The organism is Mesorhizobium sp. B2-7-1, from assembly GCF_006440735.1.
In the GTDB taxonomy this organism is placed as follows: Bacteria; Pseudomonadota; Alphaproteobacteria; order Rhizobiales; family Rhizobiaceae; genus Mesorhizobium.
This window is the reverse complement of record NZ_VFUA01000038.1, coordinates 13,314-33,567: the sequence shown is the minus strand read 5'-3', so window position 1 is coordinate 33,567 and position 20,254 is coordinate 13,314. Positions and strand designations below refer to the sequence as shown.

The 20,254-nt window shown below is 65.1% G+C and carries 17 protein-coding genes; 8 read left to right on the top strand and 9 right to left on the bottom strand.

Annotated elements, in window-relative coordinates:
* The first annotated feature begins 237 nt into the window (after positions 1–237).
* Both FJ471_RS16240 and FJ471_RS16235 read left to right on the top strand, forming a co-directional pair.
* On the top strand, positions 238–975 hold the full coding sequence (locus tag FJ471_RS16240; RefSeq protein ID WP_224669587.1) for a GntR family transcriptional regulator: 738 nt from the start codon (positions 238–240) through the stop codon (positions 973–975).
* 203 nt (positions 976–1,178) lie between these two features.
* Complete coding sequence (locus FJ471_RS16235) at positions 1,179–2,699, top strand: malonyl-CoA synthase (protein WP_140804695.1); 1,521 nt, start codon at positions 1,179–1,181, stop codon at positions 2,697–2,699.
* 308 nt (positions 2,700–3,007) lie between these two features.
* Here FJ471_RS16235 and nagA read toward each other — a convergent pair whose 3' ends face one another.
* From nagA to FJ471_RS16215, 4 genes are read right to left on the bottom strand one after another with little or no spacing between them, the layout of a single operon-like run.
* The gene (nagA, locus tag FJ471_RS16230; protein WP_140804693.1) at positions 3,008–4,165 is read right to left on the bottom strand and encodes an N-acetylglucosamine-6-phosphate deacetylase; all 1,158 of its coding nucleotides are present in this window, start codon (positions 4,163–4,165) and stop codon (positions 3,008–3,010) included.
* Complete coding sequence (locus FJ471_RS16225) at positions 4,162–5,193, bottom strand: SIS domain-containing protein (RefSeq protein ID WP_140804691.1); 1,032 nt, start codon at positions 5,191–5,193, stop codon at positions 4,162–4,164. The genes nagA and FJ471_RS16225 overlap by 4 nt, the downstream gene beginning before the upstream one ends.
* Positions 5,190–5,969, bottom strand: coding sequence for a GntR family transcriptional regulator (locus FJ471_RS16220; RefSeq protein ID WP_140804689.1), 780 nt, complete (start codon positions 5,967–5,969; stop codon positions 5,190–5,192). The genes FJ471_RS16225 and FJ471_RS16220 overlap by 4 nt, the downstream gene beginning before the upstream one ends.
* On the bottom strand, positions 5,966–6,847 hold the full coding sequence (locus FJ471_RS16215) for an N-acetylglucosamine kinase (protein WP_140804687.1): 882 nt from the start codon (positions 6,845–6,847) through the stop codon (positions 5,966–5,968). The genes FJ471_RS16220 and FJ471_RS16215 overlap by 4 nt, the downstream gene beginning before the upstream one ends.
* A gap of 199 nt (positions 6,848–7,046) precedes the next feature.
* Between FJ471_RS16215 and FJ471_RS16210 the strand changes: the two genes are divergently transcribed.
* The 6 genes from FJ471_RS16210 to FJ471_RS16185 all read left to right on the top strand — a co-directional run bounded on the left by FJ471_RS16210 (position 7,047) and on the right by FJ471_RS16185 (position 13,360).
* Complete coding sequence (locus FJ471_RS16210) at positions 7,047–7,955, top strand: N-acetylmuramic acid 6-phosphate etherase (RefSeq protein WP_140804685.1); 909 nt, start codon at positions 7,047–7,049, stop codon at positions 7,953–7,955.
* A 53-nt stretch (positions 7,956–8,008) separates the two neighbouring features.
* Positions 8,009–9,268: an ABC transporter substrate-binding protein gene (locus tag FJ471_RS16205; RefSeq protein WP_140804683.1), complete on the top strand. Its 1,260-nt coding sequence runs from the start codon at positions 8,009–8,011 to the stop codon at positions 9,266–9,268.
* Positions 9,269–9,510: 242 nt separating this feature from the next.
* Positions 9,511–10,440: a sugar ABC transporter permease gene (locus tag FJ471_RS16200; RefSeq protein WP_140804728.1), complete on the top strand. Its 930-nt coding sequence runs from the start codon at positions 9,511–9,513 to the stop codon at positions 10,438–10,440.
* Positions 10,441–10,448: 8 nt separating this feature from the next.
* Complete coding sequence (locus tag FJ471_RS16195) at positions 10,449–11,288, top strand: carbohydrate ABC transporter permease (protein WP_140804682.1); 840 nt, start codon at positions 10,449–10,451, stop codon at positions 11,286–11,288.
* Positions 11,285–12,346 carry a Gfo/Idh/MocA family oxidoreductase gene (locus FJ471_RS16190; RefSeq protein WP_140804680.1) on the top strand — a complete coding sequence of 354 codons (1,062 nt, stop codon included), beginning with the start codon at positions 11,285–11,287 and terminating at the stop codon, positions 12,344–12,346. The genes FJ471_RS16195 and FJ471_RS16190 overlap by 4 nt, the downstream gene beginning before the upstream one ends.
* 15 nt (positions 12,347–12,361) lie before the next feature.
* Positions 12,362–13,360, top strand: coding sequence for an ABC transporter ATP-binding protein (locus tag FJ471_RS16185; RefSeq protein WP_140804678.1), 999 nt, complete (start codon positions 12,362–12,364; stop codon positions 13,358–13,360).
* A gap of 204 nt (positions 13,361–13,564) precedes the next feature.
* Here FJ471_RS16185 and FJ471_RS16180 read toward each other — a convergent pair whose 3' ends face one another.
* The 5 genes from FJ471_RS16180 to FJ471_RS16160 form a co-directional block, all read right to left on the bottom strand.
* Positions 13,565–14,410 (bottom strand): fumarylacetoacetate hydrolase family protein, encoded by an 846-nt coding sequence (locus FJ471_RS16180; protein ID WP_140804677.1) that lies wholly within the window; start codon positions 14,408–14,410, stop codon positions 13,565–13,567.
* Between the two features lie 208 nt (positions 14,411–14,618).
* Complete coding sequence (locus tag FJ471_RS16175) at positions 14,619–15,350, bottom strand: SDR family oxidoreductase (protein WP_140804675.1); 732 nt, start codon at positions 15,348–15,350, stop codon at positions 14,619–14,621.
* A 215-nt stretch (positions 15,351–15,565) separates the two neighbouring features.
* Complete coding sequence (locus FJ471_RS16170; protein WP_140804673.1) at positions 15,566–17,941, bottom strand: aldehyde dehydrogenase family protein; 2,376 nt, start codon at positions 17,939–17,941, stop codon at positions 15,566–15,568.
* Positions 17,942–18,178: 237 nt separating this feature from the next.
* Entirely contained in the window at positions 18,179–19,225 is a 1,047-nt protein-coding gene (gene deoC, locus FJ471_RS16165; RefSeq protein WP_140804671.1) for a deoxyribose-phosphate aldolase, read from the bottom strand.
* Between the two features lie 154 nt (positions 19,226–19,379).
* A complete protein-coding gene (locus FJ471_RS16160; RefSeq protein ID WP_140804669.1) occupies positions 19,380–20,207 on the bottom strand; it encodes a ferredoxin--NADP reductase in 828 nt (275 codons plus the stop codon).
* Positions 20,208–20,254 lie beyond the last annotated feature (47 nt).

Genomic DNA, 20,254 nt, shown 5'->3' with positions numbered 1-20,254 from the left:
CAAGAGTTGCACAATCGCGGCGACAATTGAACGGCTGTTCAATATATGAAGCAGCGCGGGAATATCGGCTTTTCCCTAGATTCTACTTTGTTCGATAAATAGACGGTTCACCTTGTCTTAAAGTCGAATATCGTCATCTTCCGCTTGAGGCGCCGTTGCCCGGCTGTATGATACATGTACGGGAATTGCTTCGCCAAGGGGCCCTGGCAAACCAGGGGCAAAGCAACAGGAGTTCGATTGACAAACGGAAACACCGAGCCGGGCGAAAGCAAGGGCGGCAAAAGCACGCTTGCCAGTTCGGTCTACCAGCAGCTCCGTGACGACCTGCTGCGCGGCGCCCTGGAGTCCGAGACGAAACTGCGTGTCGAATGGGTTGTTTCCCGCTATGGCGCCGGCGCCTCGCCCGTGCGCGAGGCGCTCAACCGTCTGGCCGCCGAGGGCCTGCTCGGCCGTCACGACCAGCGCGGCTTCTTCCTGATGCCCGTCAGCGGCGCGGAACTGGAGGAATTGACGCGCACATGCTGCTGGCTGGAAGAGCGGGCGCTGCGCGAATCCATTGCGCACCGCACCGCCGAATGGGAAGAGCAGCTGGTGCTGGCCCTGCACCGTCTCGCGCGCGCCGAGCGCCGCCTGCCGGAGGATCCGGCAACCAACAATCCGGAGTGGGAGAAGCTGCACCGTGCCTTCCATCGCGCGCTGATCGCGGCATGCCGGTCGCACTGGCTGATCGGCTTTTGCGATCAGCTTTCCGATCAGGCCTCGCGCTACCGCCTGATCTCGCAAAACGCGCCGGGAATGGGACGCGACGATCTCGGCGAGCATCGCATGATTGCCGAGCGCACGCTGGATGGCGACGCCGACGGCGCGGTCGAGGCGCTTCTCAGTCATTACCGTCTCACCGCGGCGATGTGCATGGAACGCTTCGCCCAGGGCTATGACCCCAGGGCCGGCGCCGGCAAGGCGCGTCGCCGATAGCGACGGAAACCGCCACGCAGTTTTTGCTCCGGCCGCCAAATCTGGTATTCGCTCAAGCGGGCGCAACGCATGGGCCATTCGGCATGCGCCTAGAGCGTTTCACCGTTTCACGAAAACGGCGAACCGCTCTATCTCCTTGTTTTGACGCAATTCCGGACGGAAAACCGCATACACTTTTCCTCGAATTGCTCTAGAGGACATTCATGACCAACCATCTGTTCGATGCTTTCCGTTCCCGCATGCCGACGCCTGGCCGGCTGCTGATGGAGACGGATGACGGCCGCTCGATCAGCTATGGCGACATGATGGCGAAATCGGCGCAACTGGCGCATGCGCTGGCGCGGGCCGGCGTCGAGCCCGGCGACCGCGTCGCCGTCCAGGTCGAGAAGAGCCCGGAGGCGGCGCTGCTCTATCTCGCCTCGTTACGCGCGGGGGCGGTCTTCCTGCCGCTCAACACCGCCTACACGCTGCCCGAGCTCGACTATTTCTTCCGCGACGCCGAGCCGAGGCTGATCGTGTGCGATCCGGACCGTCTTTCGGGTGTCGAGCCGCTTGCCGCGTCGATCGGCGCCACGGTGCTGACGCTCGGCCGCGACGGGCAGGGAACGCTGGCCAGCCAGGCTTCGCGGCAGGCGACGGAGTTCAGCGATGTCGCGTGCGGGCCGGACGATCTTGCCGCCATCCTCTACACCTCCGGCACGACCGGCCGCTCCAAGGGCGCGATGCTCAGCCATGAGAACCTCGCCTCCAATGCCCGTGTACTGGTCGAGCAGTGGCGCTTCGGCGCCGACGACGTGCTGATCCACGCGCTGCCCATCTTCCACACGCATGGCCTATTCGTTGCCACCAACGTCATCTTGATGGCCGGCGCGACAATGTTCTTCGAGCAGAAATTCGATCCCGCGCGCATCCTGTCGCTGATGCCGCGCGCGACGGCCTTGATGGGCGTGCCGACCTTCTATGTCCGGCTGTTGCAGCAGGACGGCCTGACGCGCGAGGCGGCGAAGGCCGTCCGGGTCTTCATCTCCGGCTCGGCGCCGCTGCTCACCGAGACGCACAAGGCCTGGCGCGAAAGGACCGGCCACGCCATCCTCGAGCGCTACGGCATGACCGAGACCAACATGAACACGTCCAATCCCTATGACGGCGAGCGGCGCGCCGGCTCGGTCGGTTTCCCCTTGCCTGGCGTTTCGTTGCGCATCACCGATCCCGAGACGGCCAAGCCGCTGGCCCAGGGCGAGATCGGCATGATCGAGGTCAAGGGTCCGAACGTCTTTGGCGGCTATTGGCGCATGCCCGAGAAGACCAGGGCCGAGTTCCGCGACGACGGCTTCTTCATCACCGGCGACCTCGGACTGATCGATGCCGACGGCTATGTCCACATCGTCGGGCGCGGCAAGGACCTGATCATCTCGGGCGGCTTCAATGTCTATCCGAAGGAGATCGAGAGCGAGATCGACGCACTCGACGGCGTCAGCGAAAGCGCGGTGATCGGTGTCGCTCACCCGGATTTCGGCGAAGGCGTCACCGCGGTCGTGGTGCGCAAGCCGGGCTCCACGGTAGATGCGGCCGGTATTAGCGCCGCCATCGCCGGCCGGCTGGCGAAGTATAAGCATCCCAAGCAGGTGATCTTCGTCGACGAACTGCCGCGCAACACGATGGGCAAAGTGCAGAAGAACGTGCTGCGCGAGGCGTATAAGGATATCTACGACAAAGCCGGCTAAGGAATGATCGGTTGGCCGAACCTCGATTGGCGTTCGTGCAGATCGCGAACCTTGGCATTAGCCAAATTCTATCGTGCGTTCGTCATCCTAGGGCGGAGCAAGGAGCGAAGCGACGCGCGCAGACCCTAGGATCCATTCCGTGACGCCAAAGCGTTGCAACGGTTACAGAATTCTGCACCGTTGCACTTTGCATCATAGGTCGCGGAATGGATCCTCGGGTCAAGCCCGAGGATGACGACGCGCGAGAGTATCCGGCCAACTGCGAAGGTTTGCGTTGGTTTCCGAATTGGATGGTGGGATCGAGCGGCCTACGCCCCAAACACCTTCTCACCGCCGATCCAGACGCTCCTGACATCCAGCCCCTCCGACAGGCCGACGATGTCGGCGGCAGTGCCGTTGGCGAAGCGACCGAGGCGATGGGCCTGGCCGATAGCCTCGGCCGGATAGAGCGAGGCCATGCGCAGAGCCTCGTCGAGGTCGAGCCCGACGACGCGGTGGACGTAGCGAACGGCCGAAATCATGTCGAGATCGGCGCCGGCCAGCGTGCCGTCGGCAAGCCGGAGACTGCCGCCCTTGCGGTAGATGGTGCGGCCGTTCAGCGTGAACGACGTCATGTCGGTGCCGATCGTGGCCATGGCGTCGGTGACGAGCACGATCTTGCCCGGCCCCTGCTTGCCGCGCAGCGCAAGGATCATCGTTGCCGGATGGACATGGATGCCGTCGGCGATGATGCCGGCGTAGAGGCCGCCGGTGTCGATCGCCGCGCCCGCCAAGCCCGGCTCACGGTTGCCGATCTGGCTCATGGCGTTGAACAGATGCGTGACCACCGTGGCGCCGGCCGCGGCAAAGGCGCTGGCCGTCGCATAATCGGTATCGCTATGGCCGAGGCTGACGACGACGCCGGCCTTGGCCAGCGCCGTGACGCGATCCGGCTGGACCGATTCCGGCGCGATCGTGGTGAGCAGGACGGGAAGCTCCCTGCGCGCCGCGATCAGGGCCGCCTGGTCGGCATCGGTCATCGGCCGGATGAGCGCCGGATCATGCGCGCCCTTGCGGGCTATGGAGAGATGCGGCCCTTCCAGATGCAGGCCGAGGAAGCCCGGCACCTTTTCCCGGGTGGCCTCCGCGCCGGCGGCGACGGCGGCGGCGGTGATCGCCGGCGTGTCGGTGATCAGCGTCACCAGCAGAGCCGTGGTGCCGAAGGGTGCATGCGCCCGGCAGATGGTCTCGAGCGAGGCGACATCGGGATGGTCGTTGAGCATCACGCCGCCGCCGCCATTGACCTGGATGTCGACGAAGCCAGGCACCAGCAGGCCATCGGTCTCGACCGCCGGAACGCCGGACGGAATGGCGCCTGCCGGCAGGATGGCCTCGACAACGTCGCCATTGACGACGAGGGCGGCATCATCATGCCAGTCGGCGCCGTCGAAGATGCGGGCGCCGGTGAGTGCGAAACGGTCGCTCATACGGTTTCCGTTACCTTGCGCAAATTGCGCGGCGTGTCGGGGTCGAGGCCGCGATGGCGGGCGAAGGCCTCGACGAAGCCGTAGAAGGACACGATCAGCGGCAACGGATCGGTCAGCGGATGGCCGGTGGCGACATACGGCAGAAGCCTTGCGGCCTTCGCCTTGTCGGAGGTGATGAAGGCGACGGCGCCCTTGGCCGTCAACCCGTCGGCGGCCTCGGCGACCGAGGGTTCGGACGCATCGCGCGCGGCGAGCGCCAGCACCGGGAAACCCGGCCCGACCAGCGCCAGCGGCCCATGCATGACCTCGGCGGCGCTATAGGCCTCGGCGTGCATGGCGCAGGTTTCCTTGAACTTCAGCGCCGCCTCGCTGGCGATGGCGAAGGACGGGCCGCGACCGAGGATGAACAGCGACTGCGGGTTCTCCAGCGCGCCGGCGAGCGCCATCCAGTCGCAGGCGATCGCCTTTTCGAAATGGCCGGGCAGGCCGGCGAGCGCCTTAAGCAAGGGCTGGTCATCGGTGGCGTGCGCCATCAACGCCAAGCCGGCGACGGCCGAATTGACGAAGGTCTTGGTGGCGGCGACGGAGCGTTCCGGCCCCGCCAGGATGTCGATGGCATAGTCGGAGGCGCGCGCCAGCGGCGAGTCGGCCGTGTTGGTGATTGCGACGGTCAGCGCGCCGCCGGCCCTTGCCGTTTCGGCCATGGCGACGATGTCGGGGCTCTTGCCCGACTGCGACACCGCCAGGCAGGCTGAGCCGCGCAGCCTGAGCTTGGCGCCGTAGATGGACGCGATCGACGGCCCGACCGAGGCGACGGCAAGGCCCGCCGTCAGCTCGACGGCGTATTTCATGAAGGTCGCGGCATGGTCGGACGAGCCGCGCGCCACGGTGACGACGAAATGCGGGTCGCGCACGCGCAGGCCTCGACCGGCCTCGGCCAAAGCCGAGGCCGAGCCGTCGAGAAGGCGGGCGGCGGCTTCCGGGATCTCGTCGATCTCGCGTCGCATATGGGTGGTGTTTGCCATCATGGCCGGATCTCCTCTCCCGGCCCGGTCAGCCGGAGTTCCGCGACGAAATCATAGGCGTCGCCCCTGTAGACCGAGCGGGTGAACTCGATCACCTTGCCGCTCGCCAGATAGGAAATGCGCTCGATCTGCAGTCCGGCAACCCCCGGCGGCACCTCCAGGAGGCGCGCGTCGGCATCGCCGAGATTGGTGGCCGAGATGCGCTGCACGGCGCGCACCGGGCGATTGCCGGTCGTGCCAAGCGCCGCATAGAGCGAGGAGCCGATCGCTTCGGGATCGGGCAGGACGCTGGCCGAGAGCGCCGCGCGCTCGATCGCCAGCGGCGTGTCGTTGGCGATGCGCAGGCGCGCGACACGCGCCACCAGCTCGGTCGAGGACAGGCCCAGCACCATCATCTCGTCCGGCGACGGCGCATAGAGGCCGCGATCGAGCCAGACCGAGCGCACGGACATGCCGCGGCGCGCCATGTCCTCGGTGAAGGAGGTGAGCCGCGACAGCGATTGCTCGACGCGCTCCATGCGCGGCGCGACGAAGGTTCCCGAACCATGGCGCTGGACGAGGATGCCGCCCTTGACCAGGTCCTGCACCGCCTTGCGCACGGTGACGCGCGAGATATCGGCCTTGCTGGCGATGTCGCGCTCGGACGGCAAGGCATCGCCGGGGCCGATCAGGCCGCGATTGACCGCTTCCTCGATGCTCTTCCGCAGCTGCAGATAGAGCGGCGCGCCGCTCTGCGAGGATTCTCTCAGCATAGCGAAGATCTGGTCGGCGGCGCTCATCGGCCGGCCTCCGGGCCCCTGGCGAAGATGCGCAGGGCCATCTGCACGGCGCCGCCGAGCGCATCGTCGAGCGGGGCTTTCAGCAGCGCCTGGTAACGCGCCGACAGGCGTGGCGCGTAAAGCGGCGCCAGGCCGCCGAGCAGGCAGAGCGGTGCATCGTCGGCGAGGTCCAGCGCGCCGAGCGAAGCCTCGACGTCGGCAACCGCCTTGCCGAGGATCCAGTTGGCGACGAGGTCGCCCTTTTCGGCATGTTCGAAGACCTTTGGCGCGAAGCCGCCGAAATCGCCCGGCTTGGCGTTGGTGGTGAATTCGACCACGTCTTCGGGATTGTTGCGGAAGACGGCGAGCATGGCGTCCGTCAAGGGCGAGCCCGAACGGATGCCGTCATAGGCAAGCAGCGTCTGCTCGAGCAGGTCGCGGCCGATGCGGGCGCCGCTGCCCTGGTCGCCGACCTGGAAGCCCCAGCCGCCGATGGCGCGCGACTTGCCATTTTTACGCGCCATATAGGCGGTGCCGGTGCCGAGAATAGCCATGGCGCCGTCACCGGAACCGACCGCGCCTTCGAGCGCGATCTCGGCGTCGGTTTCGACGCGGCTTTGGCTGAACGGCAGGATCGCCTCGAGCTGCTGGCGATAGGTGCCGACATTGGCGCCGGCCAGGCCGAGAATGGCCGGCGTGTGCGGGATCAGCTCCGGATCCTTGCCGGCGGCGAGGAATGCCTGCCTGGCCGCTTCGACGATGTTGGCGCGCGCGCCGGTGAGGTCGGTGCGGATGTTGGCGGCGCCGCTTTTGGCGCGGCCGACGACGGCGCCGTCGACGGTCGCAAGGGCCGCCCTGCAGCTGGTACCGCCGCCATCGATGCCAAGCACGAATTCCACGCGATTTTCTCCTCGGCCGGGATAATACCAATAAAATACCAATAGCCAAGAGTTAATTTCGGTTCAAAAAGATTAAGGCGTATTTTATTGAAAATCCACGTCAATTTGCCGGCAAGCGAGTTCCATGGCCTGAAATTCGTTAATGCGTGTGGACAAGTGGTATTTTTTTGGTATTGTCCCATCAGTTGGAGGAAAATGGATGGCCGAGACGCGCACGGAAGCGCTCCACCAGAATGCCGAGGGGCTGGATGTCCAGGCCCCGGAAGCCATCCTGGCGTTCCTGGCCAATGCCCAGATCGAGGCCAGCAAGGCCGTGCATGGCGCCATTCCGGCGATTGCCGTTGCCGCCGAACTCATCGCGAAGCAGTTGAAGGGCGGCGGCAAGCTCGCCTATGCTGCGGCCGGCAGCTCCGGCATGATGGCCGTTGCCGATGCGCTGGAACTGCCCGGCACCTTCGGTATCGCACGCGACCGCATCGCGATCCTGATCGCAGGCGGCGATGAAGCTTTCCGCACGCTGGCCGGCGGCCCGGAGGACGATACGGAGGAAGCAACGGCGGCCGTGGCCGCGGCCGCTATCGGCAAGGGCGACTGCCTGATCGCCATTTCCGCCAGCGGCTCGACCCCTTACGCGGTTCAGGCGCTGCAAGACGCGCAGCGCCGGGGCGCGGCAACCATCGCGATCGCCAACAACAGAGGCGCCGCGCTCTTCAAGCAAGCCGATGTCGCCATCCTGCTCGAGACGCCGCCGGAGTTGATCGCCGGCTCGACGCGCATGGGCGCGGGCACCGCGCAGAAGATCGCGCTCAACATGCTGTCGACGCTGACCGCCATCCATCTCGGCCATGTCCATGACGGCTACATGGTCAACCTCACCGCCGACAACATCAAGCTGCGCGACCGCGCCGTGCGCATGGTCGCCGCCATCAGCGGCAAGAGCCGCGACGACGCCGCCCGCCTGCTCGAGGAAAGCGGTGGCGTCGTCAAAACCGCCATTCTGCTCGCCGCGGGCGCCACCAACGCCGACGCGGCCGAGAAGATACTGGAAGGAGCCGGCCAGAAGCTCAGGCCGGCGCTTTCCGCGATCGAGGGGAGCAAGGGGCGCTGAGCCCCTGTTCTCATCAAAACCGAACCTGAAAAAGGTCAACAGGGAGACTGAAGATGAAGACCAAACTACTGACGGCCCTTCTGCTCGGCACAAGCATCCTCGGCACGACCGGGATGGCGCTTGCCGACGACGTGACGCTCAACATCGAAAGCTGGCGCGGCGACGACCTGACCATCTGGAAGGACAAGCTGATCCCGGCCTTCGAAGCCAAGAACCCCGGCATCAAGGTGGTGTTCGCGCCTTCGGCTCCGACCGAGTATGACGCGGCGCTCGGCGCCAAGCTCACCGCCGGCTCGGCCGGCGACCTGATCACCTGCCGCCCCTTCGACAAGTCGCTCGAGCTGTTCAAGAAGGGCAACCTCGCCGACCTGACCTCGCTGCCGGGCATGGAGAACTTCTCGCCGGTCGCCAAGTCCGCCTGGCAGACCGATGACGGCAAGTCGAGCTTCTGCGTGCCGATGGCCTCGGTCATCCACGGCTTCATCTACAACAAGGACGCGTTCGACAAGCTCGGCCTCAAGGTGCCGACGACCCGCGACGAGTTCTTCGCCGTGCTCGACAAGATCAAGGCCGACGGCACCTACATTCCGATGGCCATGGGCACCAAGGACCTCTGGGAAGCCGCGACCATGGGCTACCAGAACATCGGCCCGAACTACTGGAAGGGCGAGGACGGCCGCGCCGCGCTGATCAAGGGCGACCAGAAGCTGACCGACAAGGACTGGGTCGCTCCCTATGAGGAACTGGCCAAGTGGAAGCCCTATCTCGGCGACGGCTTCGAGGCGCAGACTTATCCGGACAGCCAGAACCTGTTCACGCTCGGCCGCGCCGCCATCTACCCGGCCGGCTCGTGGGAAATCGGCCTGTTCAACACCCAGGCCCAGTTCAAGATGGGCGCCTTCCCGCCGCCGGTCGAGAAGGCCGGCGACACCTGCTACATCTCCGACCATACCGACATTGGCATGGGCCTGAACGCGGCGTCGAAGCATTCGGAAGAAGCCAAGAAGTTCCTCTCCTGGGTCGCCTCGCCTGATTTCGCCACCATCTACGCCAACGCGCTGCCGGGCTTCTTCAGCCTGAACTCCTCGCCGGTGAAGATGGAAGACCCGCTGGCGCAGGAATTCGTCTCCTGGCGCGGCAAGTGCAAGTCGACGATCCGCTCGACCTACCAGATCCTGTCGCGCGGCACGCCGAACCTCGAGAACGAGACCTGGGTCGAATCGGCCAACGTGATCAACGGCACTGACACGCCGGAAGCCGCGGCCAAGAAGCTGCGGACCGGCCTCGACAGCTGGTACAAGCCGGCGAAGTAAGAGCATCGAAAAGCGATGCCGGCCGGGCCCGAGCCCGGCCGGCGTTCAAACAGTTCCAGATAGCGATTGTCGGCGCAGCCTCCCGGTCCTACCCTCGATCTTGCGGGGAAGACGGAGCCGATCTGTCGCTGGCCTTGTCTTCCCCGAAGGGGACAGCCAAGCCGCGCATCGAGGCATCAGCTAGCATCAACCGAACTGGAACCCAGAGACGGCGGGGAACCGAACTCATGGCTACCGAAACTATGGCTGCAGAAAAGCGAGCGAAAAGACCGATCCGCTGGCATGTCGGCGTCTTCCTGGCGCCGGCAGTGCTGGTCTACACCGCATTCATGATCCTGCCGCTGTTCGGGACGCTCCAACTCTCCTTGTTCCGCAACATCGAACAGTCCCAGGTCTTTGTCGGGTTGGGCAATTTCCGCACGCTGTTCGGCGATCCGAACTGGTCGGTGAATTTCTGGAACGCGCTGCGCAACAATCTCTGGTTCTTCATCATCCACATGCTGGTGCAGAACCCGATCGGCATCCTGCTGGCGGCGCTGCTTTCCAGCCCCAGGCTGCGTTTCACCGCCTTCTACCGCACGGCGATCTTCGTGCCGACGATCCTGTCCTTCGTCATCGTCGGCTTCGCCTGGAAGCTGATCCTGTCGCCGATCTGGGGCGTGGCGCCGCATCTTATGGACCTCGTCGGGCTGAAGAGCTTCTTCACGCCGTGGCTCGGCAAGGAGCAGTATGCGCTGACCGCGCTCAGCCTGGTCTCGGTCTGGCAGTTCGTCGGCATTCCGATGATGCTGATCTACGCGGCGCTGCTGTCGATCCCCGACGAGGTGATCGAGGCGGCCGAATGCGACGGCATCACCGGCTTGGCGCAGTTCTGGAAGATCAAGCTGCCGCTGATCCTGCCCTCGATCGGCATCATCTCGATCCTGACCTTCGTCGGCAATTTCAACGCCTTCGACCTGATCTACACCGCGCAAGGGGCGCTCGCCGGGCCGAATTATTCGACCGACATCCTCGGCACCTTCCTCTACCGCGCCTTCTTCGGCTTCCAGCTGCAGGTCGGCGATCCCAATATGGGCGCCGCGATCGCCACGATCATGTTCCTGATCATCCTCGCCGGCGTCTGCGTCTACCTGTTCCTCGTGCAGACGCGCCTGCGTCGCTACCAGTTCTGAGGCGCGCCATGAGCACAGCCACCCGTTCCCTGCCCCGCACCATCGGCGCGCATGCGATCCTTATCACCTACACGGTAATTGCGCTGTTCCCGGTCATCCTGGTGGTGATGAATTCGTTCAAATCCCGCGCGGGCATCTTCGGCGCGCCGCTGACGCCGCCGACGACGAAGACCTTCGACCTGATCGGCTACACCACGGTGTTCGGCCAGGGCGATTTCTTCCACTATTTCCAGAACAGCCTCGTCGTCACCGTCGCCTCGCTGTTCTTCGTGCTTTTGTTCGGCGCTATGGCGGCCTTCGCGCTGTCGGAATACCGCTTCCGCGGCAACACGCTGATGGGGCTTTATTTGGCGCTCGGCATCATGATCCCGATCCGCCTCGGCACCGTCGCCATCCTGCAATTGATGGTGGCGAGCGGGCTGGTCAACACGCTGACGGCGCTGATCCTGGTCTACACGGCGCAGGGCCTGCCGCTGGCGATCTTCATCCTGTCGGAATTCATGAAGCAGGTGTCCAACGACCTGAAGAACGCCGGGCGTATCGACGGGCTCTCGGAATACACGATCTTCTTCCGCCTGGTGCTGCCGCTGGTGCGGCCGGCGATGGCGACGGTCGCCGTCTTCACCATGATCCCGATCTGGAACGATCTGTGGTTCCCGCTGATCCTGGCGCCGTCGGAAGAGACCAAGACGGTGACGCTCGGCGCGCAGCTCTTCCTCGGCCAGTTCGTCACCAACTGGAACGCGATCCTGGCGGCGCTGTCGCTGGCGATCCTGCCGGTGCTCATCCTCTATGTCATCTTCTCGCGGCAGCTGATCCGCGGCATTACGTCGGGAGCCGTCAAGTGAGTTCGGAAAAACCTCTCCGTGTCGTCGTTGCCGGGCTCGGCAATATGGGCCGCAGCCATGCACTGGCCTATCACAACAATCCGGGCTTCGAGATCGCCGCCCTAGTCAGCCGCTCCGACGTGCCCCTGCCGGACGGGCTTACCGGCTACGGCATCAGGCGCTCCTTCGAGGACGCGCTGCGCGACGAGAAGCCGGATGTGGCGGCGGTCGCCACCTATTCCGACAGCCATGCCGACTATGCGGTGCGGGCGTTCGAGGCCGGATGCCATGTCTTCGTCGAAAAGCCGCTGGCAACGACGGTGGCCGACGCCAGGCGCGTCGTCGATGCCGCCAAGGCCAATGGCAAGAAGCTGGTGATCGGCTATATACTGCGCCATCACCCGTCCTGGGTTCGGCTGATCGCCGAGGCGCGCAAGCTAGGCGGCCCTTATGTCTTCCGCATGAACCTCAACCAGCAGTCTTCCGGCCACACCTGGGGGACGCACAAGCAACTTATGCAGACCACCTCGCCGATCGTCGATTGCGGCGTGCATTATCTCGACGTGATGCTGCAGATCACCGATGCGAGGCCCGTCGAAGTGCGCGGCATGGGTGTGCGGTTGACCGACGAGGTGGCGCCGTCCATGTACAATTATGGCCACCTGCAGGTGCTGTTCGAGGACGGCTCGGTCGGCTGGTACGAGGCCGGCTGGGGACCGATGATCTCGGAGACGGCCTTCTTCGTGAAGGACGTGATGTCGCCCAAGGGCTGCGTCTCGATCGTGATGAAGGAGGGCGTCAAGTCCGACGACATCGACACCCACACCAAGACCTCGACCATCCGGCTGCACAGCGCCGAGACCGGGCCGGACGGCAAGTTCGCCAGGGAAGACCAGCTGCTGTCGATGGAAGGCGAGCCGGGCCATCAGGAGCTTTGCGACCTCGAGCAGGCGTTCCTGCTCAAGGCCATCCGCGAAAATATCGACCTCACCCGCCACATGGACGATGCCGTAAAGTCGCTCGCCGTCTGCCTTGCCGCCGACGAGAGCGTGCGCAGCGGCAACGCCGTCAAACTCTAGAACAGGAACGAAGCCGTGGGCTCGCTGAAGATCGAGAATGTCAAAAAGGCTTTCGGGCCGGTGGAAGTGCTGAAGGGCATCGACCTCGAGGTCAATGATGGCGAATTCGTCGTCTTCGTCGGCCCGTCCGGCTGCGGAAAATCGACGCTGCTGCGCGTCATCGCCGGCCTGGAGGATTCGACGTCGGGCCGCGTGCTGATCGACGGCGCCGATGTCTCGATCACGCCGCCGGCGAAACGCGGCATCGCCATGGTGTTCCAGACCTACGCGCTCTATCCGCATCTGACGGTGAGGAACAACATGGCGCTTGGCCTGAAGCAGGCCGGCACGCCGGCGGCCGAGATCGAGCGCCGCATCAAGATCGCCTCCGCCATGCTGTCGCTGGAGCCCTATCTCGAGCGCCGGCCGGCGGAACTGTCCGGCGGCCAGCGCCAGCGCGTCGCCATCGGCCGCGCCGTGGTGCGCGAGCCAAAACTGTTCCTCTTCGACGAGCCGCTGTCGAACCTCGACGCGGCGCTGCGCGTCAACACCCGCCTGGAGATTGCGCAGCTGCACCGGCGGCTGAAGGCGACGATGGTCTACGTCACCCACGACCAGGTCGAGGCGATGACGCTGGCCGACCGGCTCGTGGTGCTCAATGCCGGCCGCATCGAGCAGATCGGCAGCCCGATGGAACTCTATAATGCGCCGGCCAACGAATTCGTCGCCGGCTTCATCGGCTCGCCGAAGATGAATTTCATCGATGGTGCCAAATTGGGCGAGACGGCCAAGACCATCGGCGTGCGGCCGGAGCATCTCACCGTCGACGCGAAGTCCGGCGCCTGGAAAGGCACGGTGGTGCATGCCGAGCATCTCGGCGCCGACACCAACCTTTATCTCGACTGCGAGAAGGCCGGGCTGATCACCGTGCGCATCTTCGGCGTCTACAATGCCGAGCCGGGCTCGGTGCTTTACGCGACGCCGGATGCGGCGAAGACGTACCGGTTTGGGGCCGATGGGAAGGTTTTGAAGTAGCGCCAGCTTCCCCTTCTCCCCTTGCGGGAGAAGGTGGCCGCGAAGCGGCCGGATGAGGGGTGTTGGAAGGATCACGACGCAGCAGAACTAGGCGCCCGGGAACCCTCAATCTTCGAGATTGCACTCCGTTGGAGCACCTCTCATCCGTCTCGGCGCTGCGCGCCGATCCACCTTCTCCCACAGGGGGAGAAGGGGAAGTCGGCGTTACACGTCCGCCCTGAAAGTCTGCTTCTGCTGGCCGAGCCCTTCGATGCCGAGCTCGACGACGTCGCCGGCCTTCAGGAACACCGGCGGCTTCATGCCGAGGCCAACACCGGGCGGGGTGCCGGTGGAGATGATGTCGCCGGGATGCAGCGACATGAACTGGCTGAGATAGGAGACCAGATACTTCACGCCGTAGACCATGGTCTTGGTCGAGCCGTTCTGCATGGTCTTGCCGTTGACGGTCAGCCACATCTTCAGGTTCTGCGGGTCGGCGACCTCGTCCTTGGTGACCAGCCACGGGCCGGTCGGGCCGAAGGTGTCGCAGGACTTGCCCTTGGTCCACTGGCCCTGGCGCTCGGCCTGGAAGGCGCGCTCGGACACGTCATGCGCGACGGCGTAGCCGGCGATATAATCCAGCGCGTCGTCCTCCGAGACATACTTCGCGGTCTTGCCGATGACGACGGCAAGCTCGACCTCCCAGTCGGTCTTTTCAGAGCCGCGCGGGATCAGCACATCGTCATCCGGTCCGACGATCGCCGAGCTTGCCTTCATGAAGATGATCGGCTCCGACGGCACGGTGGCGCCGGTTTCGGCGGCGTGGTCGGAATAGTTGAGGCCGATGCAGATGAATTTGCCGGTACCGGCGACGCAGGCGCCCAGGCGCGGCTTGCCGGAAACCACCGGCAGCGACTTCGAATCGAGTTTCGAGAGCATTTCCAGCGAGGCCGGATGAAGCGTCGTGCCGGCGATATCGGCGACATGAGCGGAAAGGTCGCGGATCGTCCCATCCGCATCGAGCAGGCCAGGCTTTTCGCTGCCAGCTTCGCCATAGCGCAACAACTTCATCTCAACTTCTCCACCTTGCGGCCAATGGCCGTTTTCACAAATTCCGTCAAAGCCAGCGGACCGTAATCGTCGACCCTGCCGGCGGCAAGCGCGCCATTTGTCCGAGCCGGCCAGCCGGGAGGATTTTCAGACGCTTCGATCCTTGTTCGGCAAACGCTATCCGGGATGCGATCTTCCTGTATTCGCTGACGATCTTTCGCGGCGGCGATCAGATCGACCAGCCGCCGTCGATGTTGTAGGCCTGCCCCGACGTGTAGGCGGCGCCGGCCAGATAGACGGCGAGGTCGGCGATTTCCTCCGGCGTGCCGAGCCTGCCCATGGGCTGGCGGGCGATGAAGGCCGCGCGGGCCGCGTCATAGTCGCCCTGGGCATGCATGCGATCCTGCAGCGACGGGCTTTCGACCGTGCCCGGGCAGATGGCGTTGCAGCGAATGCCCTTGGCGACATAATCGGCGGCGACCGCCTTGGTCAGGCCGACCACGGCCGCCTTGGTCAGGCCGTAGACGAAGCGGTTCGGCACGCCCTTCTGCGAGCTTGCCAGCGACGCCATGTTGATGATCGAGCCGTCGCCGCGCTCCAGCATACCCGGAAGCACGGCGCGGATGGTGCGGATCATCGAACGGACGTTGAGGTTGAGCGCGAAGTCGAGATCCTCGTCCTTCATCTCGAGGATCGAGCCGCCATGGACGAAACCGGCGCAGTTGAACAGCACATCGACCCGGCCGATCTCAGCGAAGGCAGAAGCCACGGCCGCGTCGTTCAGCACATCGAGCTTGCGGGTCTTGATGCCGGGCGTCTTGCCCAATTCGGCCAGCAACGGCTCGTTGATATCGGTGGCGTGCACGGTCGCGCCCGCCTTGGCGAAAGCCAGCGCGCTTGCCCGGCCGATGCCTTGAGCCGCCGCGGTTATGACCACGATCTTGCCTGCCAGATCCGCCATGCTTTTTCTCCTCGCCTGATGCATCCGCCTCTATCGATGGCCGGCCCCGGCGTCGTGTGCCAGACAGCCAGCATCGTGCGGTCAGATTTCCGCTTCACATATAAAGATGTTTTTTCTCGTTAAAGAGCAAGGGCACGAGCGTCAAGCCCGAACGCGATCACCTTCGCTGCAGCGGCCGAAATGGCTCCGCCGCGGCGTGCTCCAGGCGAGGCGCCTCAGTCGCCGTAGGGAACCCAGACGTTCTTGACCTCGATGGCGCGGCGCAGCAAGGCCTCGCCGGCGGCCTGTTCCGACGCCCAGTCGAGCGTGCGGCCATTGCCGGTCCAGACGCGCTTGAGGTTGCCGATGGAGTCGGCTTCCGCCTTGGCGCAGGTGTCGGCATTGGCGAACACCCAGAGCCCGTCGACATCGTCGTGCTTGGCCAGCACGCCGCAGAGCTCGGCGCTTCGGCCGGTGACGATGTTGATGGCACCGGCAGGCAAGTCGGAATATTCGATCACCTGGTAGAGGTCGGTGGCCAGAAGCGGGTGGCGTTCGGATGGCACAGCTACCACGGTGTTGCCCATGGCAAGCGCCGGCGCGACCAGCGACACGAAGTTGAGCAGCGGCTGGTTGTCCGGTGCGACGATGCCGACGACGCCCACCGGCTCATGCAGCGCCAGCGTCACGACGCGGGCCGGCGGCTGGTGGACGCGGCCCTCGAACTTGTCGGCGAGGCCGGCATAGAGGAACAACCGCTCGATCGACTGCTCGACCTCCTCGCGCGCGGCCTTCGGCGTCACGCCGGTCAGCTGGACAAGGCGCGCGGCGAACTCGTCGGCGCGGCCCGACAGGTTCTCGGCGAAGTAATAGAGAACCTGGCTGCGGTTATAGGCGGTCGCATCGGGCCAGGCCTTGCAGGCGCGCGCGGCGGCGACCGCGTCGCGGATGTCCTTGCGGCTGCCGAGGCCGACTTCGCCGGCGAGCTTGCCCTTGGCGGTCACGACGCCGAGCGAATAATTGCCGTCCGGCCGCACCTGCTTGCCGCCGATGAACAGCTTTGCCGTGCGGTCGATGGCCAAGCCGTCGGCCTGCTCGACCGGCTGGGCCGAGCCGGCCGCGGCCGGCTTGATGGCAGGGCCGACCGGCAGCTTGGCGGCGAGATATTCGAACATGCCCTCGCGGCCGCCCTCGCGGCCGAAGCCGCTCTCGCGATAACCGCCGAAGCCGCAGGCGGCGTCGAACATGTTGGTGCCGTTGACCCACACCACGCCCGCCTTCAGCTGCGGCGCGACATGCAGGGCCAGGTTGACATTCTCGCTCCACACCGAAGCGGCAAGGCCGTAGCGCGTGTTGTTGGCAAGCTCGATCGCTTCCTCGGTGTTACGGAAGCTCATCGTCGCCAGCACCGGGCCGAAGACTTCTTCCTGCGCCAGAATATTAGCCGGCGAAACAGCTGTTGCGAGCGTCGGGAGGTGATAGTAGCCCGTCGTCGGCAGCGTGGCGTCAGGCTGCCAGCAGACGGCGCCCTGCTTGGCGCCCTCGGCGATGAGACCCTTGACGCGGTCGAGCTGCGTGCGGTCGACCAGCGGGCCGATATCGGTGTTCTTGTCGAGCGGGCTGCCGACACGCAGCCGGCTCATCCTGACCTTGACCTTGGCGATCAAGGCTTCCGCAATGCCTTCCTGCACCAGGAGGCGCGAGCCGGCGCAGCAGACCTGGCCCTGGTTGAACCAGATGCCGTCGACCAGACCTTCGACGGCGCTGTCGAGATCGGCGTCCTCGAAGACGATGAAGGCCGACTTGCCGCCGAGCTCCAGCGACAGCTTCTTGCCTGAGCCGGCCGTTGCCTTGCGGATGATCTTGCCGACTTCCGACGAGCCGGTGAAGGCGATCTTCTGCACACCGGGATGGTTGACGATGGCCGCGCCCGCCTCGGGGCCACCCTGCACGATGTTGACGACGCCCTTCGGCACGCCGGCGCGTTCGCAGATCTCGGCGAACAATATGGCGGTGAGCGGCGTGAATTCGGCCGGCTTCAGCACCACCGTGCAACCGGCGGCAAGCGCCGGCGCGATCTTCCAGGCCAGCATCAGCAGCGGGAAATTCCACGGGATGACCTGGCCGACAACGCCGACCGGCTTGTGATCGGGGAAATCCTTCTCGAGCGTCTGCGCCCAGCCGGCGTGATGGATGAAGTGGCGGATCGCCAGCGGCACGTCGATGTCGCGGCTCTCGCGGATCGGCTTGCCGTTGTCGATCGATTCCAGCACCGCGAACAGGCGCTGGTGGCGCTGCATGGCGCGGCCGATAGCGTAGAGAACTTTTGCGCGGGCGTAGCCTGAGGATGCCGACCATTTGGGCAGCGCCTTGGCGGCCGCGGAGACCGCAGCGTCGATATCGGCGGCACCGGCGTCCGAGATTTTGGCCAGAAGTTTTCCCGAGGACGGTTCGCTGGTGTCGAACGTCTTGCCGCTGGCCGCCGCTTTCCAGGCGCCGTCGATGAACAGCGCTTTTGCGAAGTCGCGCCCGGCGAGCCAGGCATCCGCCTCGTTGCGGGCTTCCGGCGCCGGACCATATTCCATGGCGTGATAGCGTTCGAGGATGTTCATGGATTTGTTCCTTGAAGGTTGGCGCCAAGCCTAGCACCCCTCATCCGACCGAGCTTCGCTCGGCCACCTTCTCCGACAAGGGGAGAAGGGAAGGCGCATGTCTGCGGGCCACTCGGTTGCTCACAATGGTATTCGATTGGCAGACCGGGGCAGGGCCTGTCCTTCTCCCCTTGTGGGAGAAGGTGTCGCCGGAGGCGACGGATGAGGGGTGTTCCAGTCATCGCCGCGCTGACAAACTCACGCCATCGCGTGGCGATGGTTGGCCGAATAGTGGCCGGTCAAATGATGTTCGAGCTGGCGTTCGATGTCGGTGAGCAGGCTGGAGGCGCCGAAGCGGAACAAGGCCGGATCGAGCCAGGGCCGGCCGAGCTCTTCCTTCATCAGGACCAGCCAGTCGAGCGAGACCTTCGCTGTCGAAATGCCGCCGGCCGGCTTGAAGCCGACGAGATAGCCGGTTTCCTCGAAATAGGCGCGGATGGCGCGCACCATCGCAAGCCCGACGGGAAGCGTGGCGTTGACGCTTTCCTTGCCGGTCGAGGTCTTGATGAAGTCCGCCCCCGCCATCATCGCCACCATGGAGGCAAGCATGACGTTGCGCAGCGTTGCCAGGTCGCCGGTGCCGAGGATGACCTTGAGATGCGCATCGCCGCAGGCGGCGCGCATGGCGACGATCTCGTTGAACAGCTCGCGCCATTTTGCGCCGTAGACCAGGCCGCGCGGAATGACGACGTCGATCTCGTCGGCGCCGTCGCGCACCGAAGCCTCGATCTCCTGCAGCCGGGTCGACAGCGGCGCCAAGCCATGCGGGAAGGCGGTCGAGACCGCGGCGACATGGATGCCGGTGCCGCGCACGGCGTCGACCGCGGTGGCGACGAAGGGATGGTAGACGCAGACCGCCGCCGGCCGGATGATTTCGCCGGCAATACCGAGACCCTCGACGATATCCCGGCGCAGCGGGTTGATCGCCTTGGCGCAGAGCCGGCGCACGCGTTCGTCCGTGTCGTTGGAGTTGAGCGTGGTGAGGTCCATGCAGGCGATGGCGCGCAACAGCCAGGCGGCCTGGTTGTCGGCCTTGATCGAGCGCCGCTTGGTCAGCGTCGCGACACGGCGCTCCAGCGCCGAGCGGTTGACGCTGCGCACTGATTCCAGGAAGCCGAGATCGAGCTTCATGCCGGGATTGCGGGCGATGCCGTGTTCCAGCGGCACTGGCGTGTTGGCGGCGGCGCGCGCCGGCAGCGGCATCACCTTGGAAGCTCCGGCACCTGCTTCGCGGATCGTGCTCATCTCCTGCCCTTTCACTCAGCGACCTCAGCCGAAGATAACCCGCGAAGTTGTCCTTCACGAGTCCTTCAGTGGGTCATAGCGGAAAAAGGCGGCGAAAGCAGCCAATTTTTGACCGCATGGTCAAAACTGCAAACTTGACAGGACGGCGATCTGATCAGCCGACGAAGGCACGCTCGACGACGAAGCTGGCCGGATGGCTGAGCGAACCTTCCTGGAAGCCGAGGCTTTCGGCGAGTTCCTTGACGTCCTTCAGCATATGCATCGAGCCGCAGATCATGATGCGGTCGGTCTCGGGATTGAGCTTGTCGATGCCGAGGTCGGAATAGAACTTGCCCGAGCCGATCAGCGCGGTGATGCGGCCCATGCGCGCCGACTCTTCCCGCGTCGTCGAATTGTAGAGCGTCACGCGGCCGCCGGTCAGCTCGCCGATCAGCGGATCGCTTTCGAGCGCGGCGACCAGTTCCTGGCCGTAAATGAGCTCGGCGTTGTCGCGGCAGGTGTGAGTGAGGATGACCTCGTCGAACTTCTCATAAGTGTCGGGGTCGCGCAGCAGGCTGGCGAAGGGCGCGATGCCGGTGCCGGTCGAGACCATGACCACGCGCTTGGCGGGCGTCAGCGCGTCGAGCACCAGCGTGCCGGTCGACTTCTGGCGCATGATGACGGTGTCGCCGACCTCAATCTTCTGCAGCTCGGAGGTCAGCGGGCCGTCCGGCACCTTGATCGAGAAGAATTCGAGCTCGTCGTCCCAGGCGGGGCTGGCGACCGAATAGGCGCGGAAGATCGGCTTCTCGGCATTGGGCAAGCCGATCATGACGAACTCGCCGGAGCGGAAGCGCAGCGACTGCGGCCGGGTGATGCGGAAGGAGAACAGCCGGTCGGTGTAGTGCTTCACCGACACCACGGTCTCGGCATAGACATTGGCCGGGATCGGGAACTGCAGCGGCTTCGAGCCGGCAACGCTCAACGCGGATGTCGTGTTCATTCCAACCCAACTTTCCGGCCCAGACGGAACGCGCTGGCGCCAAACTT

Bases quoted from the DNA above. Each gene is read 5' to 3' on its own strand.
- nagA (WP_140804693.1), bottom strand. From the start codon at position 4,165: ATGAGCGACCGTTTCGCACTCACCGGCGCCCGCATCTTCGACGGCGCC.
- FJ471_RS16175 (WP_140804675.1), bottom strand. From the start codon at position 15,350: ATGGCGGATCTGGCAGGCAAGATCGTGGTCATAACCGCGGCGGCTCAA.
- FJ471_RS16200 (WP_140804728.1), top strand. From the start codon at position 9,511: ATGGCTGCAGAAAAGCGAGCGAAAAGACCGATCCGCTGGCATGTCGGC.
- FJ471_RS16220 (WP_140804689.1), bottom strand. From the start codon at position 5,969: ATGAGCGCCGCCGACCAGATCTTCGCTATGCTGAGAGAATCCTCGCAG.
- FJ471_RS16205 (WP_140804683.1), top strand. From the start codon at position 8,009: ATGAAGACCAAACTACTGACGGCCCTTCTGCTCGGCACAAGCATCCTC.
- FJ471_RS16180 (WP_140804677.1), bottom strand. From the start codon at position 14,410: ATGAAGTTGTTGCGCTATGGCGAAGCTGGCAGCGAAAAGCCTGGCCTG.
- FJ471_RS16235 (WP_140804695.1), top strand. From the start codon at position 1,179: ATGACCAACCATCTGTTCGATGCTTTCCGTTCCCGCATGCCGACGCCT.
- FJ471_RS16210 (WP_140804685.1), top strand. From the start codon at position 7,047: ATGGCCGAGACGCGCACGGAAGCGCTCCACCAGAATGCCGAGGGGCTG.
- FJ471_RS16195 (WP_140804682.1), top strand. From the start codon at position 10,449: ATGAGCACAGCCACCCGTTCCCTGCCCCGCACCATCGGCGCGCATGCG.
- FJ471_RS16225 (WP_140804691.1), bottom strand. From the start codon at position 5,193: ATGATGGCAAACACCACCCATATGCGACGCGAGATCGACGAGATCCCG.
- FJ471_RS16170 (WP_140804673.1), bottom strand. From the start codon at position 17,941: ATGAACATCCTCGAACGCTATCACGCCATGGAATATGGTCCGGCGCCG.
- FJ471_RS16160 (WP_140804669.1), bottom strand. From the start codon at position 20,207: ATGAACACGACATCCGCGTTGAGCGTTGCCGGCTCGAAGCCGCTGCAG.
- deoC (WP_140804671.1), bottom strand. From the start codon at position 19,225: ATGAGCACGATCCGCGAAGCAGGTGCCGGAGCTTCCAAGGTGATGCCG.